Below are 15,874 nucleotides of genomic sequence, written 5' to 3'. Positions count from 1 at the left end.
AAAGGGTCTGGGGCATGCGCCGAATGTTCCCGGCCCTACGCACGCCCTGACCCCGCGTCACTTCATCGGGTGAGGCCGCTACGCCCACCTGCCGCCTGCCCGTCGCACAGCGCCCTCTCGGCCGCCACCGGCCAGCGCGCGAACCGGAACCGCGTCCGCTCCAGCGACCCGGTGAGGTTGTGCCAGAACCGCTCGGCGGTGAGCGGCGCGCGCACCGACTCCCGCAGCTCGGCGAGCCGCCCGCAGTCCAGCGCGGCCCGGGCCGCCTCGACCGCCTCCCGCGTCGCCCCCGCCCGCAGCAGGTCGCGGTACGGCGGGTTGCGCACCGCCCACTCGGCGAAGACCCAGTGGTTGCGCAGGAACTTCTCGTGCCCGGGCCAGCTCCACCGCTCCAGCGCCAGATGCGCGCCGATCGGACTGGCCAGCCCCCACGCGTCGTTGACGTAGGCGTCCAGCGGTGCCGCCGCTCCCGTGACGCCGAGATGACGCCCCACGATCACCACGCGGTACGGCGCGTCCGCGCGCATCGGCGTGGCGTGCAGCCGCCGCCCGGCGTCGAAGTACAGCAGCGTCGGCCGGGGCGACCGGGCGGCCTCCGCCAGCATGCGGCGCCCCTCCGGCAGGGCGGGCCAGTTGCGCACCCAGGTGGCGGTGCGCACCGGGTTGTGGTCGCCGAGGCCCTCCACGTCGGAGCTGCGCACATTGAACGAGCCGGGCGTGCTGCGCACGTCGAACGGCGCCCGCAGCGGGCTGACCGCCGCGCACAGCCACACCACCAGCAGGGCGCCCGCCGCGCCGGTGACCCGGTTCGCGGGCACCACCAGCACCGGCAGGAGCAGCAGCAGGAGCGCGGGCAGGATCATCCGGGCGTGCATGTAGTCGCCGCCGACGCGGACGACGTACCCGGCCAGCAGCAGTCCGGCCGCGAGGGGCGCCAGCAGCACCGCGAGCGAGGCCCGGCCCGGTACCCGGTCCCGCCGCTGCCGGCGGGTGCGGCGCACCAGCAGCACGGCCAGCGCGCCCAGCACGGGCACGACCGGCCACAGCCAGTACGGCCCGAGCGTCTCCTGCACGTACCCGGCGCCCCGGCCCCAGTCGCTGGCACTCGCCTCCTTGGCGATGGCCGGCAGCGGCACCAGGATCCCGTAGTACCCGGCCCGGAACACCTCGTACGCCAGCGGCACCGCGCCCGCCGACGCCAGCAGCGCCGCCACCCCCCGCCGGGACGGCCGCAGCACCCACCACTGCGCCACCAGGAAGCACCCCGTGACCACCGCGAGATCCGGCCTCACCAGCGGCCCCAGCCCGAACACGAACGCGGCCAGGCAGGCCTCCCGGACCTGCTGACCGGGCCGGACACGGGTCAGCAGCCACCACGACAGACCGGTCCAGCAGGCGCCCAGCCCGCTCTCCAGACCCGAGGTCATGTACGACCAGAACGGCGGCACAGCCAGCAGCACGAACGCCCCGGCCGGGAGCAGCAGCCCCGCGCCCCGGTGCAGCCGGCACGTCGCGTACAGGGCCAGCGCGAACCCGGCCGTGCTCAGCAGCAGCCCCAGGCCCACCGCGAGGAACGCCGGGTCCTCGCCGGTGACCCAGGTGGCCAGCGCGAGCAGCCACTGCCACAGGGTGCCCGTCGAGCTCTCGGCCCGTTCCCCGACGTTGAACACCGGCCCGTGGCCCGCCAGGATCTGCCGGACCGGGCGCAGGTAGATCAGCCCGTCGTCGCAGATCCAGCGGCGCCGGTAGCCCAGCACGAACAGGGCCGCGGTGGGCACGGCGACCAGGGCCGCGTGCCACCACCGCGCCGGTCCCGGCCCCGCCCCGGCGGCCGGTGGCCGGGCCGGGGCGGCCCGCTGGCCGGGCAGGGAGGGGAGGGCGTCGGGGGCCGTGGGTGTCGTCATCGGTCGATCAGCGCCTCGGGGCGGGCGGGAACACCCTCGGTCCGGCGGGCCGCGGGCAGCAGCCCGCTGCCCCGCTCGCCCAGCATCAGCAGGCGGACGACCCGCTCGGCGGCCCGCCCGTCCTCGAACTCGCAGTACCGTTCCCGGAAGCCCGAGCGCAGCCGCGCCGCCTCCCCGTCCCGCCAGGTGCCGGAGGCGAACAGCCAGGCCAGCTCCCGGTACGAACGCGACACGTGGCCGGGCGCGTCGGCCGTGATGTCGAAGTACGCGCCCCGGCTGGCCGCGAACGCGCCCCAGTCGTCGGCGTGCACCACGATCGGCCGGTCCAGCAGGACGTAGTCGAACATCAGGGCGGAGTAGTCGGTGACCAGGACGTCCGAGGCCAGCAGCACGTCCTCGACGTGCGGCTCGTCCGTCGCGTCCACCAGCACGCCCCGCCGGTGCAGGTCGGACAGGCCGAGACCGCGCGCCACGCCCCCGGCCAGCGACGGGTGCAGCCGGACGACCAGGGTGTGGCCGGGGCCGAGGTCCGCCGCGAACCGGGCCGGGTCGAACCGGTCGACATGGCCGCCCTTGCGGTAGTCACGGCGGGTCGGCGCGTACAGCACGACCGTGTGCCCGGCCGGGATGCCGAGCCGCTCGCGCACCGTGAGACCCCGCTCCGGACCGGCCCCGACCAGGACGTCGTTGCGCGGGCTGCCGGTGCGCAGCGAGGTGAAGTGGCACGGGTACGCCCGCTCCCAGGCCCGCTCCGCGTACCGCCCGGCGACCAGGCTGTAGTCCCAGCGGTCGGCCCGGCGCAGCATCTGCGGCACGTCGAAGCCGTGCCGGGCGCCCGGCTTGGTCAGCAGGTCGGCGCCCATGAACTTCAGCGGCGTGCCCTGGTGGGTGTGGATGTGGACGCTGCCGGGCCGCTTGGCCAGGGTGCCGGGCCAGTTGACGTTGTTCACCCAGTACGTGGCCCGCGCCATGACCTCGTGGTAGCGGCGCGAGCCCGGCGTCACGTGCTCGATGCCGGGCGGCAGCGCGTCCACCGCGTCCTCCCGCACCACCCACACGCCCCGGATGTGCGGGGCGATCTCGCGGGCCTTGGCGTGGATCGCGGCCGGGTCGCCGGACACCCCCCGGTGGTGGGTCGCCGCGTAGACGGCCAGGTGCGGATCGAGCGGGCGCTTCGACTGGAGCCCGTACCAGCCGCGCAGGGCGGTGTCCGACGCCTTCCGCGTCACCCGCCGCCGCCCGCCCAGGGCGCTCGCGCGCAGCTCCCGCAGTCCGCGCGCCGCCGCGTAGGCCGGGTAGGGCGCCGCCGCCAGCAGCCGCATCTCCACGCCCCGCCAGCCGTCCGGCTCGGGGAAGCCGCCCTCCGGGAGGTGGCGGCGGTGGAAGGAGCGGATCTCGCGGTAGAAGTCGCCCCGGTCGGCGGGCCGCACCCGGTCCTCGCGGGCCAGCACGAACAGCATGTGGTCCAGGGCCCGCTCCAGCAGCAGCGGCCGCGCCCAGTCCAGGCCGGGCCGCTGCTCCAGGAACGTGAACAGGCCCTCGTACTGCGGGAAGATCTCGAAGTGCCGGCGGCCCGGCGTCCTGGTGATCGCGCCCTGCCGCCGCTGCCGGTACTCCACGCCGATCCGGTCGAGGCACGCGATGCGCTCCGCCACCACCATCGACCGGTAGGTGACCGGCGCGTCCTCGTACAGACCCGGCGCGTACCGCAGGTCGTGCTCCTGGAGGAACGACCGCCGGTACGCCTTGTTCCAGGCCACCAGGAACAGGTTCAGGTACTGCGGGCTCTCCCGGACGGTGAAGGTCTCCAGGCCCGCCGCGGCCAGCAGGTCCGCCGCCTCGCTGCGCCCGCCCCGGCCCCACCAGTGGGTGCGTACGTGGTCGAAGACCAGCATGTCCGGGTCCCCGGTCGCCTCCAGCCGCGCGGCGACCGCCGCCAGCAGGCCCGGCGTGTAGTGGTCGTCGCTGTCGAGGAACAGGACGTAGTCGCCGGCCGCCTCGGCGAGACCGGCGTTGCGGGCCCGGCCCAGGCCCACGTTCTCGGACAGGTGCAGCACCCGCAGCCGGTCGTCGCGGGCGGCGTACTCGTCGAGGATCGCGCCGCTGCCGTCCGGCGAGCGGTCGTCCACGGCGATCACCTCGAAGTCGCCGTAGGACTGGCCGAGCACCGAGTCGAGACACTCGCGCAGGAAGCCCTGCACGTTGTAGACGGGGACGATGATGCTGAAGCGGGGCACGTCTTCGGTCAGCTCCTTGTGAGGGTGGCGGCGGGGGCCGGGACGCGCTCGGCGAGCGGCAGCACCGGCGGGATCGACTCGGGCGGCTCGCCCAGCAGCACCCGGCGCACGACCCGCTCGGCGGCCCGCCCGTCGTCGAACTGGCAGAACCGCTCCCGGAACGCGGCCCGCAGCGCCGTCGCGGACTCGTCGGCCCAGCCGCCGTCGCGGAACAGGGCCGCGAGTTCCCCGGGCGTCCGGGCGACCCGGCCGGGCGGGCACTCCATCAGGTCGAAGTAGACGCCCCGGGTCTCCCGGTAGACGTCCCAGTCGTCGGCGTACACGACGATCGGCCGGTCCAGGTTGGCGTAGTCGAACATGATCGACGAGTAGTCGGTGATCAGCGCGTCCGCCGCCAGGCACACGTCCTCCGAGGAGCGGTGCCCGGTGACGTCGATGATCCGGCCGCCGCCCCGGGAGGCGCCCCGGTCGTAGAAGTAGTGGGCGCGCAGCAGGACGACGTACTCGTCGCCGATCGCCTCGCAGAACTCCGCCAGGTCCAGGCCGGAGGCGAAACCCGTGGCGTAGTCGCGGTGCGTGGGGGCGTACAACAGGGCCTTCTTGCCGTCCGGGACGCCCAGTTCCTTGCGGACGCGGGCGACGTCCTCGCCGGAGGCCGTGCAGTAGACGTCGTTGCGCGGATAGCCGTACTCCAGCGTCTCGTGCGCGGCGGGGAAGGCGCGCTCCCACATCTCGGTGGAGTGGCGGTTGGAGGTGAGGTTGTAGTCCCAGCGGTCCACCCGGGCCAGCAGCCGGGCGAAGCTCCCGGTCGCCGCGGCCACCACCGGGTACGTCGCCTGGTCGGCGCCCATCGTCTTCAGCGGTGTGCCGTGCTGCGTCTGCAGATGCACGCTGCCCGGGCGCTTGACCACCGCGTCGGCGAAGTTGGCGTTGTTGACCAGGTACTTCGCGCGGGCCAGCACCTTCCAGTACGTCCGGCTGCCGATCACCGCGTACTCCACGTCCGGCGGCATGCTCCGTACCGCCTCCGGCTCCACCAGGAACACCGCCCGCAGGTGCGGGGCGAGTTCGCGGGCCTTGGCGTGGATCGCGGCCGGGTTGCAGGCGTAGCCGCGGCCCCAGTACGCGCAGTACACGACCAGGTTCCCGTCGAGCGGCAGACGCAGCTGCACCGCGTACCGCAGGCGGGTGCGCAGCCCGCGCGGGCGGGGCAGCAGCGCGGCGGCCCCGGCCGCCCTGCGGTTGGCGGCGCGCAGCAGGCGGAACGCCGCGTACGAACCGGACGCCAGCAGCCGGTGCTGGACGCCGAGGCTGCCGCCGGGTGCCCGGTACCCGGCGGGGCGGTGCCGCCGGTAGAGCGCGCTCGCCCGCCGGAAGAAGGCGCGCCGCCCGGCCGGCAGCCGCCGGGGATGCGCGGCCGTCTTCAGCACGGCGGCGAAGAGCTGCTCGAACAGCGGCCCGAGCCGCTCGGCGGACAGCCCCTGCTCCGCCGCCCGGGTCAGCACCAGCTCGGCCTGGTCGAGCAGCTCGGTGTGGTGCCCGCCCGGCAGATTCAGCCGGTTGCCCTGCCGGCGCAGCAGGTGCCGGACGACGACCGAGCGCAGGACCGCCACCCGCTGTGCCCGCAGGGCGACGAGACCGCCGAACCCGACGTCGGTGAAGTGGTCGCCGGGGAAGGCCAGGTCCCGCTCGGTGAGGAAGGCCCGGCGGTAGACCGCGCTCCACGCCGGGAGCGTCACCCCGGTCAGGCGCGGGGCCTCGTCCGGCGAGAAGGCCCGGTCCGGGGTCCCGGCCAGCAGGGGAGCGGCCGGGTTGGCGGGCTCGCCCTCCCACCAGGGGGTCCGCTCGTGCTCGGCGTACAGCACGTCCACGTCGCCGGTCTCCTCCAGCCGGGCGTCCAGCGCCGCCAGCGCCCCCGGGACCAGGACGTCGTCGCCGTCGAGGAACAGCACGTGGCCGCCGACCGCCGCCCGCAGCCCGGTGTTGCGCGCCCCCGCCAGACCGGCCGACGGCGGCGAGTACACCGGCGTCACCCGGGAGTCCCGCCCGGCGTACCCGGCCACCACGTCCGCCGCCGGGGCGTCGGGCGCGTCGCACACCGGGATCAGCTCGAAGTCGCCGAACGACTGGGCGAGGATCGAGTCCAGCGCCAGGGACAACCGGCCCGCGACGCCATGGGACGGGACGACGATGCTGAAGCGGGGCATTCTGCTCTTTCTGTCGAGGCTCTGCTGCTGGCCAGGGGAAGCGCGGGCCCGGTCAGGCCGCGCGCGGACGGCCCGGGCGCCCGGAGGGGCGCCAGGAGGGCGGACGGCTGGGGGTCGGCCGTGAAGGGCTGGAGGGCATGGGGCGTCCCGGGATGGTGAACCGTGGTCAGAGGTGGTCGGTGAGGGCGGCCGCGTGCGCGCCGGCCGGGGACGGCACCGTCGCGAGCGGCTCGCGCGTCAGCGCGGCCGCCGCCGACGGCACCGGACGGCGCTCGCCGAGCGGCACCACCGGCGGCAGCTCCGTCTCCCCGAGGACGACCCGGCGGACCACCCGCTCGGCGGCCCGCCCGTCGTCGTAGGTGCAGAACCGCTCGCGGAACGCCGCGCGCAGCTGCGCCGACCGGGAGCCGCGCCAGTGGCCGGTGGCGAAGATGTCGATCAGCTCGTCCTCGCCGCGGGCGATCGCGCCGGGCGGGAAGGCGCGCAGGTCGAAGTAGGTGCCGCGGGCCGCCTCGTACGCCTCCCAGTCGTCGGTGTGGATCACGATCGGCCGGTCCAGGTTGGCGTAGTCGAACATCAGCGACGAGTAGTCCGTGACCAGGGCGTCGGAGGCCAGGCAGAGCGACTGGACGCTCGGGTGGTCGCTGACGTCGACGACCCGGCCGCAGGTCGTGGTCAGCGGGGTGCCGTAGGCGTGGTGGCCGCGGGCCAGGACGACGAAGCGCGGACCCAGGCGGCGCGCGATCCGCTGCAGGTCGAGGCTGCGGTACGGCGAGCGCCGGTAGTCGCGGTGGGTCGGCGCGTACAGGATCGCCACCGTCCCCTCCGGGATGCCGAGCGAGGCGCGCAGCCGGGTCACGTCCGCCGGGGTGGCGGTGCGGAACACGTCGTTGCGGGGGCGGCCGTACTCCAGCGTGGTGTAGCGGCCGGGGTGGACGCGCTCCTGCGTCAGGGTGGTGTGGCGGTTGGCGGACAGCACGTAGTCCCACCGGTCGACGTCCCGCAGCAACCCGGCGAAGTCCCGGCCCCGGGCGGCCGCCGGGCGCTCCTGGAGGTCCAGGCCGATATGGCCCAGCGGGGTGCCCTGCCCCGTCTGGATCAGGACCTGGCCCCGGCGCTTGGCCAGGCCGGGGTCGAAGCCGGTGTTGCTGACCAGGTACCGGGAGCGGGCGAGCGCCGTCCAGTAGGCGGCCGTGCCGGGCACGAGGCGGCGCGGGCCCGGCGGGATCGTGTGGTGGTGCTCGGGACGGGCGACCCACGCCGTGCGGACGTGCGGCGCGAGATCGCGGAAGGCGGACTCCAGCGCCCCCGGGTCGCACCCGTGGCCGCGGCCGTCGTCGGCGGTGAAGACGGCCCGGTCGGCGCGCAGCGGCAGACAGCGCTGCAGGCGGTAGTGGGACCGCAGCACGACCGCCCGCAGGCCCCGCAGCAGCCTGCCCGTCCTGCGGGCGAGACGGCGGTGCAGGGCCGAGGCCAGCTGGAGCGTCCGGTAGGTGCGGTGCAGGCCGAAACGGATCAGGACGTGGTGCACCCGGGCGCGCAGCGGGACGGGCACGCCCGGAGTGCGGTAGCGGCGGTAGTGTGCGCGGGCCCGGCGCAGGAAGTCGGCGCGCGAGCCCTTGGGCAGACGGTCCCGCCGGGAGTACACGATCGCCAGGTGGTGGACCATGCGGCGGAACAGCACCGGCCGCCACTGGGCCAGTCCCGGGCGTTCCTGGAGGAACGCGAACACCCGGTCGTACTGCTCGAAGACGTCGAAGTGCCGCTCGCTGGTGGTGCGCAGGATGCTGCCCTGCCGTCGCTGCCGGTAGTGCACGCAGACCCGGTCCAGGGTCGCGATCGACTCCGCGGTCATCAGCACCGGGTACGTCCACGGCGTGTCCTCGTACAGGCCGGGCGGGAAGGCGAACTCCTCCTTCTCGACGAACTCCCGCCGGTACGCCTTGTTCCAGGCGACCATCAGCAGCCGCAGCAGGCCCGGCCGGTCCTCCAGGCGGAACGGGGCCGGGCCCTGCTCGGTCAGCTGCAGGGCCGCCTGGTTGCGGACCGCCTCGCCCGTCCAGTAGGTGCGCGCGTAGTCGAAGACCAGGACGTCGGGATCGCCCGTCTCCTTCAGCCGGTCCGCGATGGCGCGCAGCGCGTCGGGCACGAGGGTGTCGTCGCTGTCGAGGAACAGCAGGTAGTCGCCGCTCGCGTGGGCCACGCCGGCGTTTCTCGCGCGGCCCAGGCCGACGTTCTCGGGGAGGTGGACGGGGTGGACGCGCGCGTCGCGGGCGGCGAACTCGTCGATGATCGCGCCGCACGCGTCCGGCGAGCAGTCGTCGACGACGATCAGTTCCAGATCGGGACAGGACTGGGAGAGCACCGATTCGAGGCACTCGTGCAGGTACGCCTGAACCTGGTACGCGGGGACAATGACACTGAACCTGGGCAAGAGGCCATCCATCGGTCGGCGCGGGCGTTCGGCCCGGGAACGGCCGGTGGGGCCTGTTGGTTACGGCGGCTACGGCATCCGGGGGAACGCCGAAGGGGCGGACCGCACCCGGCCCGCCCCTCCAACCGCTCTGTGAGCAGGGCTATTTGACCGCGCCCGCCATCACGCCGGACACGAACTGCCGCTGGAACGCGAAGAAGACGGCCAGCGGGACCACCATCGAGATGAACGCGCCGGGTGCCAGCACGTCGATGTTGTTGCCGAACTGCCGTACCTGCGTCTGCAGTGCGACCGTGATCGGCTGGCTCCCGGAGTCCGAGAAGATCAGCGCGACCAGCATGTCGTTCCACACCCACAGGAACTGGAAGATGCCCAGCGAGGCGATCGCCGGAGCGCCCAGCGGCATCACGACGCGGAAGAACAGGCGCAGTTCGCCGGCCCCGTCCAGCCGCGCCGCCTCCAGCAGCTCCCGCGGGATCTCGGCGAAGAAGTTCCGCAGCAGGAACACGGCGAACGGCAGGCCGAAGCCGACGTGGAAGAGCACCACGCCGAGCACCGAGCCGAAGATGCCGATCTTGCCGAAGAGTTCGGCGATCGGGATCAGCGCGACCTGCACGGGCACGACCAACAGGCCGACCACACCCAGGAACCACCAGTCGCGACCGGGGAAATCCATCCAGGCGAAGGCGTAGCCCGCCAGCGAGCCGATGATCACCACCAGCAGGGTCGCCGGGACGGTGATCCACACCGTGTTCAGCAGGCTGCTGGTGATGTCCTCGTTCTCCAGCAGCTCGGCGTAGCTGTCGAAGGTGATCTGCGACGGCTCGGTGAACACCTTCCACCAGCCGCTCGCCGCGATGTCCTCCGGCGAGCGGAGACTGGCCAGCAGCAGACCGATCGTCGGCACCAGCCAGAACAGGCCGACCAGGATGAGGAACACCCGCACCAGTCCACCGCTGACCCCCTCGACCAGCCGGGACCCCAGCGAGCGCTTCGCCCGCACCGGGTCGGTGGGCCGCGCCGCCTTGCCGGGCACAGGGCCCGCGTCCGCGGTCATCGCCGCACCTCCCGCCTCAGCCGCCGTACGTTGAACCACATCACCGGGATCACGAGCAGCAGCAGGAACACCGAGATGGCGCTGGCGATGCCCGGCTGGTCCTCGGAGAAGCCCTTGCGGTACAGCTCCAGGGCGAGCACGTTCGCGTCGTCCTGCGCGGAACCCGGGGCGATGATGAAGACCAGGTCGAAGATCTTCAGCACGTTGATCATCAGGGTGACGGTGACGACCGCGAGGACCGGCGCCAGCAGCGGCACCGTGACCCGTCTGAACACCTGCCACTCCGTGGCGCCGTCGACCCGGGCGGCCTCCAGCAGCTCCCGCGGCACGCCCGCGAGCCCGGCCGCGATCAGCACCATCGCGAAGCCCGCCCACATCCAGATGTACGCGCCGATGATGGACGGGGTGACCAGGGACGGGCCGAGCCAGTCCAGGCCGTTGTACGGCTCCTTGAAGTTGCTTTCCGGGAGCCTGAGTTGCGCTCCGTCGGCCGCGGCGGGCAGCGTGAAGGTGCCGTCGTCGCCGGCCGTGGTGGAGGCCACCACCCTGCCGTCCTTCACGGCCTCGACGCGCATCCCGGCGTAGCCCAGTTCGGACGCGTCGACGCTGTTGAGGGTGCCGACGCCCTTGCCGCGTGTGAAGTCCTGCCAGGTCGTGCCGGTGACCTTGTCCGGCTCGGGCTTCGGCGCCACCGCCGGCTTCGCGTCGTCCGGCATCAGGTCCGGCGCGACGCCCACCAGCGGCAGCGAGACGGGCTCGCCCGCGCGCACGGGCGACTCGGTGATGAACGCGCCGCCGCCCGCCGGCTCCAGCGGCGACTCCCGGCCCGGGTGCGCCTTGGGGAACGCCGACGACTGGGCGAAGGTGTCGTGCACGCCCACCCACACCGCGTTCGCCACGCCCTTGTCCGGGTCCTGGTCGTACACCAGGCGGAAGATGATGCCCGCCGCCAGCATCGAGATCGCCATCGGCATGAAGACGACCAGCTTGAACGCCGTGCCCCAGCGCACCCGTTCGGTCAGCACCGCGAAGATCAGACCGAGGGCCGTGGCGACCGTCGGCGCGAACACCACCCAGAAGACGTTGTTCTTCAGCGCGGTGCGAATGCCCTCGTCGGTGAAGAGGGCCTTGTAGTTGTCGATGCCGGCGAAGCCGTCGCCGGACTGGTCGTAGAAGCTGCGGACCACCGAGTACCCGATCGGGTACACCACGAGCGCGCCGAGCAGGACGAGCGCGGGCAGCAGGAACAGCGCCGCGACCATCCTGCGGGTGCCGGTCACACTCTTGCGCGACTTGGGAGCGGCAGGGGGCTCGACGCCCCCTGCCGCCGTGGCCGACGTCATGACGTCAGTTCCCGTACGCCGCGGCCGCTTCGGCCTCCAGCTTCGCCTGCGTGCCCGCCACGTCCTTCGGGTTCTTCAGGAAGTCCTGGAGGATCTTCCACTCGCCCTTTCCGGGCGTGCCGCCGAAGGCCTGCGGGGCCTGGTCGGACATGTCGAAGCGGAAGTCGTCACCGGCGTCGATGAGCGCCTTGGCGATCTTCTGCTGCACCGAGTTCGGATACGCGGAGTTCTCCACGTTCTTGTTCGGCGAGAGGTAGCCGCCCAGCTTGGCCTGGATCGTCGCCGCGTCCGGCGAGGCGAGCCAGGTGGCCAGGGCCTGCGCCCCCTTCGAGTCCTCCAGGATCACGGCGGCGTCACCGGCCGAGACCACCGGCCCGTTGTCCCCGACCGCCGGGAACGGGAACACCTTCGCGTCCGTGCCGACCTTCATCGAGGAGGGGATGTTGACCTGCGCGAAGTCGCCCGCCGCGACCATGGCCGCCTTGGGCTGGTCCCCACCGGTGAAGACCTGCGTGACCGAGGCCGGGAAGTCGGTCTGCAACGCCCCGTTGGCCCCGCCCGCGATGTAGTCCGGCTTGCCCCAGACCTGCGCGAGCGTGGTCAGCGCGTCCTTCACGGACGGGTCCGTCCACTTGATCTCGTGCTTGGCCAGCTGGTCGTACTTCTCCGGGCCGGCCTGGGAGAGGTAGACGTTCTCGAACCAGTCGGTGAGCGTCCAGCCCTCGGCGCCGCCGACGGAGAACGGGGTGACGCCGGAGTCGTAGACCGTCTGGGCCGTGTTCAGCAGGTCCGGCCAGGTCTCGGGCTCGCTCGCCCCGGCGTTCTCGAAGACCCGGTTGTTGTACCAGATCAGGGACTTGTTGGCGGCCTTGTAGTAGACGCCGTACTGCTTGTCGCCGACCTTGCCGATGTCCTGCCAGCCCTGCGAGTAGTTCTCGCCGAGCTCCTTCTGGGCGTCGGCGCCGAGCGGCTTGGCCCAGCCGCGGTCCACGGCCTGCTTGATGGCGCCCGGCTGCGGCAGCATCACGACGTCCGGCGGCTGCCCGCCGGCCACCTTCGAGCCGATGAAGTTGATGATCGGGTCCTGTGCCGGCACGAACGTGACCTTGGCGCCCGTGCGCTTCTCGAACTCCGCCAGGACCTTCTTGAAGTTGGCCTGTTCGGTGCCGGTCCAGACGGCGGCGATCTCCAGGCTCGTCCCGTCCAGCTTGGGCAGGGTGACGCTGTTGGCGGTCTCCTCGGAGGTGCCCGTGTCTCCACTGCTGTCGTTGCCGTCGTCGCCTCCGCAGGCGGTGAGCGAGAGCGCGAGCGCTCCCGCGGCGACGGCCGCCGCGGCCCTGGTGGCTCTGCGGCTTCGGGGGGTCGCCTTGTCCCGCTCGGGCGACCAGCGGTTCCGGATGGTGCTGCTCGTCATGCGCATGACTGCCCCGTTCTTCGTTCCTCGTCGAACGTCGAGCGCGCTCCCGTGCGATCTGGTCTACGCCCGGGTGTGCGGGGGCGGCAAGATGGCGTCGGCTGTCAAGCGGGGGATCGTGACCCCCTCGTGACCAGGGACGCGGCCCGTGACGCCGGGCGGGGCCGAGGGCCGCCCCCCGTCACAGAAGGGACGGCACCCGCGCCGCCGCGACCTCCCGCGCCGCCCTTTCCAGCGCGCTGGCCAACAGTGCCAGGTCGGTCGGGCCATTTCCGAGCTCCCGCACCGGACGCCGGGCCGGTGGGTCACCCATGCGGTGCCATTCCAGCGGCACGACCGTGGGGCGCAGCGTCGCCGTGCGGGGAATCCGGCCGGTGACCCGCCCGCCCTGGAACGGCGTGACCCGCCCGTCCGCGCAGGTGAGGCTGCCACGGCCGGGCGCGGGCTCGTCGGGGCCCGTGGCCGGGGCGTCCAGAGTGACGCGCAGGGTGGCCCGGCGGACCGGCTCCGTCTCCGCCGTACGGGGGCACGGGCCGGTGGCCGCCACCAGGTGCACGCCAAGCCGTTCGCCCTCCCGGGCCACGGCCTCCAGGGCGCGCATCACCGATCCGGCGGCGGGGCGGCCCGTCGAGCCGAGGGCGGGGGAGACCAGGGCGTCCAGGTCGTCCACGACCACCACCAGCCGGGGGAGCGGAGGCGCCGCCGCCTCCGTCTGCCGACGGGCCCCGCCGGGCCGCAGCCGCAGCGTGGAGCTGGACGTGCTGTCCAGGTCACCGGCGCCGGCGGCCGCCTCGCCCGGCTGGGCGCCGCGGGCCGCCGCGGTGCGCTGGGCGACCATACGGCCCTTCAGCTCACGTCCCGTGTGCCACTCGGCGAAGTCGCTCCGCCCGAGCAGCTCGGCCCGGCGCTTCAGCTCCGCGCTCAGGGACTGCGCGAACTCCCGCATCAGGACCGGATCGTGAGCCGTGAGATACGTGCTCACGTGCGGCACGTCCGTGCACACCCGCAGCCCGTCGCCCGGGCCGCCGCCCGCGCCCGGTCCGCCCCGGCCGTCCACCAGCACGATGCCCAGCCGGTCCGGCCGCTCGGCGGCGGCCAGGGACGCCACGACCGCCCGCAGCAGCTCCGTACGGCCGCTGCCCGGAGGGCCCTCGACGAGCAGATGCGGTCCCTGCGCCGCCAGGTCCACGCCGACCGGGCCGCGCGGACCGGCGCCCAGCACCGCGCGCACCCGGCCGCCCAGCGCGTCGGTGTCGTCGGCCGCGTCCGCCCAGCGGGCCATCAGCGAGGCCGGGGTGGCCCGGGCCAGGCCCAGCTCGTCCAGCAGCCGGGCCGCCTGCGGCAGCGGCGCCGAGACCCGTGGCTGCGGCTCGCCCGCCGGGCCGTCCGTCCGCAGCGGCGCCAGCGCCCGCGCGAACCGCTCGGCCCAGGCCGGGGAGACCGCGTCGACGGTGGCGACGGTGCCGTGCCCGACGGGACCCGGCACCCCGCCGTCCCCGCCCACCGGGGCCACGCGCAGCAGCCGCAGCGCCGTCGCCACGTCCCCGCTGAGGAGCGCGACCGCGCCGCACTGCCGGAAGGTCGGCGCCGCGGAGCAGGCCGCCTCGTAGGTCTCGGTGACGGGCGAGGCGGGCGAGGCGGCCGCGGTCTCGGCCAGACAGATCACGTGGATCCCGGCCCGCGGCCCCTCCAGCGCCAGCCGCGCCACGGCCTTCCGCAGCTCGGCTCCGCCGGGATCGCCGTCCACGACGACGACCGTGTACGGCCCCGGGAAGCCGCTCGCGGCGGCCGGGGCGTCGTCGTCCCGGGCCCAGGCAGGGCGGTGGCCGGCCGGCCGGGACTGCGCCGGGGGCCGCGCACCTCCGGCGGCCGCCGGGGCGTGGGAGCCTACGGCTTCAAACGCGTCGGCGGGGTGGGCGCCGTCGCGGGCGGGCGCGCCGGGCGGCGGGCCGCCCGCGGGGCGGCTGCCGGGGGCGCTCCCGAGGGTGTCGCGGGTGGGGGAGGCAGGGGTGCCCGGGGCGTCGGCGGGGTGGGCGCCGGAGCTCCGGGCGCCCGGGATCAGCCCGGCACCGGTGGTGCCCGCGCCCGGGATCAGCCCGGCACCGGTGGTGCCCGCGCCCGGGATCAGTTCGGCACCGGTGGTGCCCGCGCCCGGGATCAGCCCGGCACCGGTGGTGCCCGCGCCCGTGCCCTCCTCCGCCAGGTGGTCCTCCAGACGGCGCAGCAACTCGTCCGTGCGGGCCGCGGCCTGTTCGCGGTCGTGGGCCAGCAGCAGACGGCAGTCCTGACCGTGTCCCGGGCGGACATGGGGCAGCCAGCCCAGCCAGGACCACTCGGCGGTGCGCTCCTCCAGGGGGCGGGAGCGGTCCGCCGTGATGAGGACGATCTCCAGCAGGTCGGGGGAGTGCAGCGCGGCGAGCTGGGCCAGGACGGCGCGGGCCAGCCCGGACAGCCGGGCCCGGGGGCCGGCCAGACCCAGCGCGCCGACCTCGCGCAGCCCGGCCGTCACCGGCACGGCGGGCAGCAGGCCCGAGCCGTCCGGCGCCGCCCGGTCCGCCGTACCGAGCCGCACGGCGAGCGCCTCGGGGTGGCCCGGCCCGCGCTCCCACAACCGGGGTCCGGGACCCAGGGCCGTCAGCAGCAGCGCGGCCGCGTCCGGCCAGGTCTCGGGAAGGGCCGGGGCCGTGGCCGAGGGCCCCGCCGCCACGACCGGCCCGGCCGGTGCGTCCTCGTACGTCCCGCGCGGTTCCGGGGGTGCCTCCGCGCGCCCTCCGGCCCACCGCCGGGCCCATGCCCCGAGGCCGCCCCGGCGGCGCGCCCCGGGCGGCACGTCGGTGCCCCGCAGGGGAGTGCCCTTGCGTCCACGGCCGACGCGCTCGTCAGGCGAGGCCGGGCTGTCCGGACCGGCGGGGGCGGCGGCGCGGCCGTGAGCGGTCGTGCCGTGAGCAGTCTTGTCGTGAGCATGCGCGGAGGAGGCGGCCGGTCTGCCGGTGCTCCGGGGATCGGCCGGGCCGGGATGGCCGCCGCCGCCCGGCGCTGCCGTACGGGGACGCCCGTCGTGGCCCGAGGATGCGGTTCCGGCGGCGGTTCCGGCTCCGGCGGCGGTTCCGGCTTCGGGGTGGGAACGCCCGGCGCCGTCTGCGGTCCCGGCGGGTCCGGAACGCCCGGTGCGGTCCGCAGCCCCGGTGGCGCCTGAGCGCCCGGTCCGGTCCGGGGCTCCGGCGCCGGTGTGCCCGGTCCCGTACGCGGTCTCGGCGCCAGCAGGCCCGGTCCCGTAC

8 protein-coding genes are annotated in these 15,874 nt (G+C 74.6%); all 8 read right to left on the bottom strand.

Features of this window, described 5'->3' with window-relative positions; translation table 11 throughout:
- Window positions 1-62 precede the first annotated feature (62 nt).
- On the bottom strand, window positions 63-1,904 hold the full coding sequence (locus tag ACPXCS_RS11225) for a hypothetical protein (protein WP_425951939.1): 1,842 nt from the start codon (window positions 1,902-1,904) through the stop codon (window positions 63-65).
- Window positions 1,901-4,141 carry a bifunctional glycosyltransferase/CDP-glycerol:glycerophosphate glycerophosphotransferase gene (locus ACPXCS_RS11220; protein ID WP_425951938.1) on the bottom strand — a complete coding sequence of 747 codons (2,241 nt, stop codon included), beginning with the start codon at window positions 4,139-4,141 and terminating at the stop codon, window positions 1,901-1,903. The genes ACPXCS_RS11225 and ACPXCS_RS11220 overlap by 4 nt, the downstream gene beginning before the upstream one ends.
- 8 nt (window positions 4,142-4,149) lie before the next feature.
- Complete coding sequence (locus ACPXCS_RS11215) at window positions 4,150-6,348, bottom strand: bifunctional glycosyltransferase/CDP-glycerol:glycerophosphate glycerophosphotransferase (protein ID WP_425951937.1); 2,199 nt, start codon at window positions 6,346-6,348, stop codon at window positions 4,150-4,152.
- Window positions 6,349-6,514: 166 nt separating this feature from the next.
- Window positions 6,515-8,782: a bifunctional glycosyltransferase/CDP-glycerol:glycerophosphate glycerophosphotransferase gene (locus ACPXCS_RS11210; protein WP_425951936.1), complete on the bottom strand. Its 2,268-nt coding sequence runs from the start codon at window positions 8,780-8,782 to the stop codon at window positions 6,515-6,517.
- 142 nt (window positions 8,783-8,924) lie between these two features.
- A complete protein-coding gene (locus tag ACPXCS_RS11205; protein ID WP_425951935.1) occupies window positions 8,925-9,839 on the bottom strand; it encodes a carbohydrate ABC transporter permease in 915 nt (304 codons plus the stop codon).
- On the bottom strand, window positions 9,836-11,182 hold the full coding sequence (locus ACPXCS_RS11200) for a carbohydrate ABC transporter permease (RefSeq protein ID WP_425951934.1): 1,347 nt from the start codon (window positions 11,180-11,182) through the stop codon (window positions 9,836-9,838). Before ACPXCS_RS11200 ends, ACPXCS_RS11205 begins: the two co-directional genes overlap by 4 nt.
- Before the next feature lie 4 nt (window positions 11,183-11,186).
- The gene (locus ACPXCS_RS11195; RefSeq protein WP_425951933.1) at window positions 11,187-12,602 is read right to left on the bottom strand and encodes an ABC transporter substrate-binding protein; all 1,416 of its coding nucleotides are present in this window, start codon (window positions 12,600-12,602) and stop codon (window positions 11,187-11,189) included.
- Window positions 12,603-12,777: 175 nt separating this feature from the next.
- A partial coding sequence (locus tag ACPXCS_RS11190) for an FtsK/SpoIIIE domain-containing protein (protein WP_425970945.1) occupies window positions 12,778-15,874 on the bottom strand: 3,097 nt, incomplete at its 5' end.

The organism is Streptomyces sp. DT190 (genome assembly GCF_049846985.1).
Taxonomy (GTDB): Bacteria; Actinomycetota; Actinomycetes; order Streptomycetales; family Streptomycetaceae; genus Streptomyces.
The sequence above is the reverse complement of the archived record's forward strand: the minus strand, read 5'-3'. Positions and strand labels throughout refer to the sequence as shown.

What these genes read in the sequence shown, in the direction of transcription:
- ACPXCS_RS11205 (WP_425951935.1), bottom strand. Translation starts at nt 9,839, where the DNA reads ATGACCGCGGACGCGGGCCCTGTGCCCGGCAAGGCGGCGCGGCCCACC.
- ACPXCS_RS11200 (WP_425951934.1), bottom strand. Translation starts at nt 11,182, where the DNA reads ATGACGTCGGCCACGGCGGCAGGGGGCGTCGAGCCCCCTGCCGCTCCC.
- ACPXCS_RS11225 (WP_425951939.1), bottom strand. Translation starts at nt 1,904, where the DNA reads ATGACGACACCCACGGCCCCCGACGCCCTCCCCTCCCTGCCCGGCCAG.
- ACPXCS_RS11215 (WP_425951937.1), bottom strand. Translation starts at nt 6,348, where the DNA reads ATGCCCCGCTTCAGCATCGTCGTCCCGTCCCATGGCGTCGCGGGCCGG.
- ACPXCS_RS11195 (WP_425951933.1), bottom strand. Translation starts at nt 12,602, where the DNA reads ATGCGCATGACGAGCAGCACCATCCGGAACCGCTGGTCGCCCGAGCGG.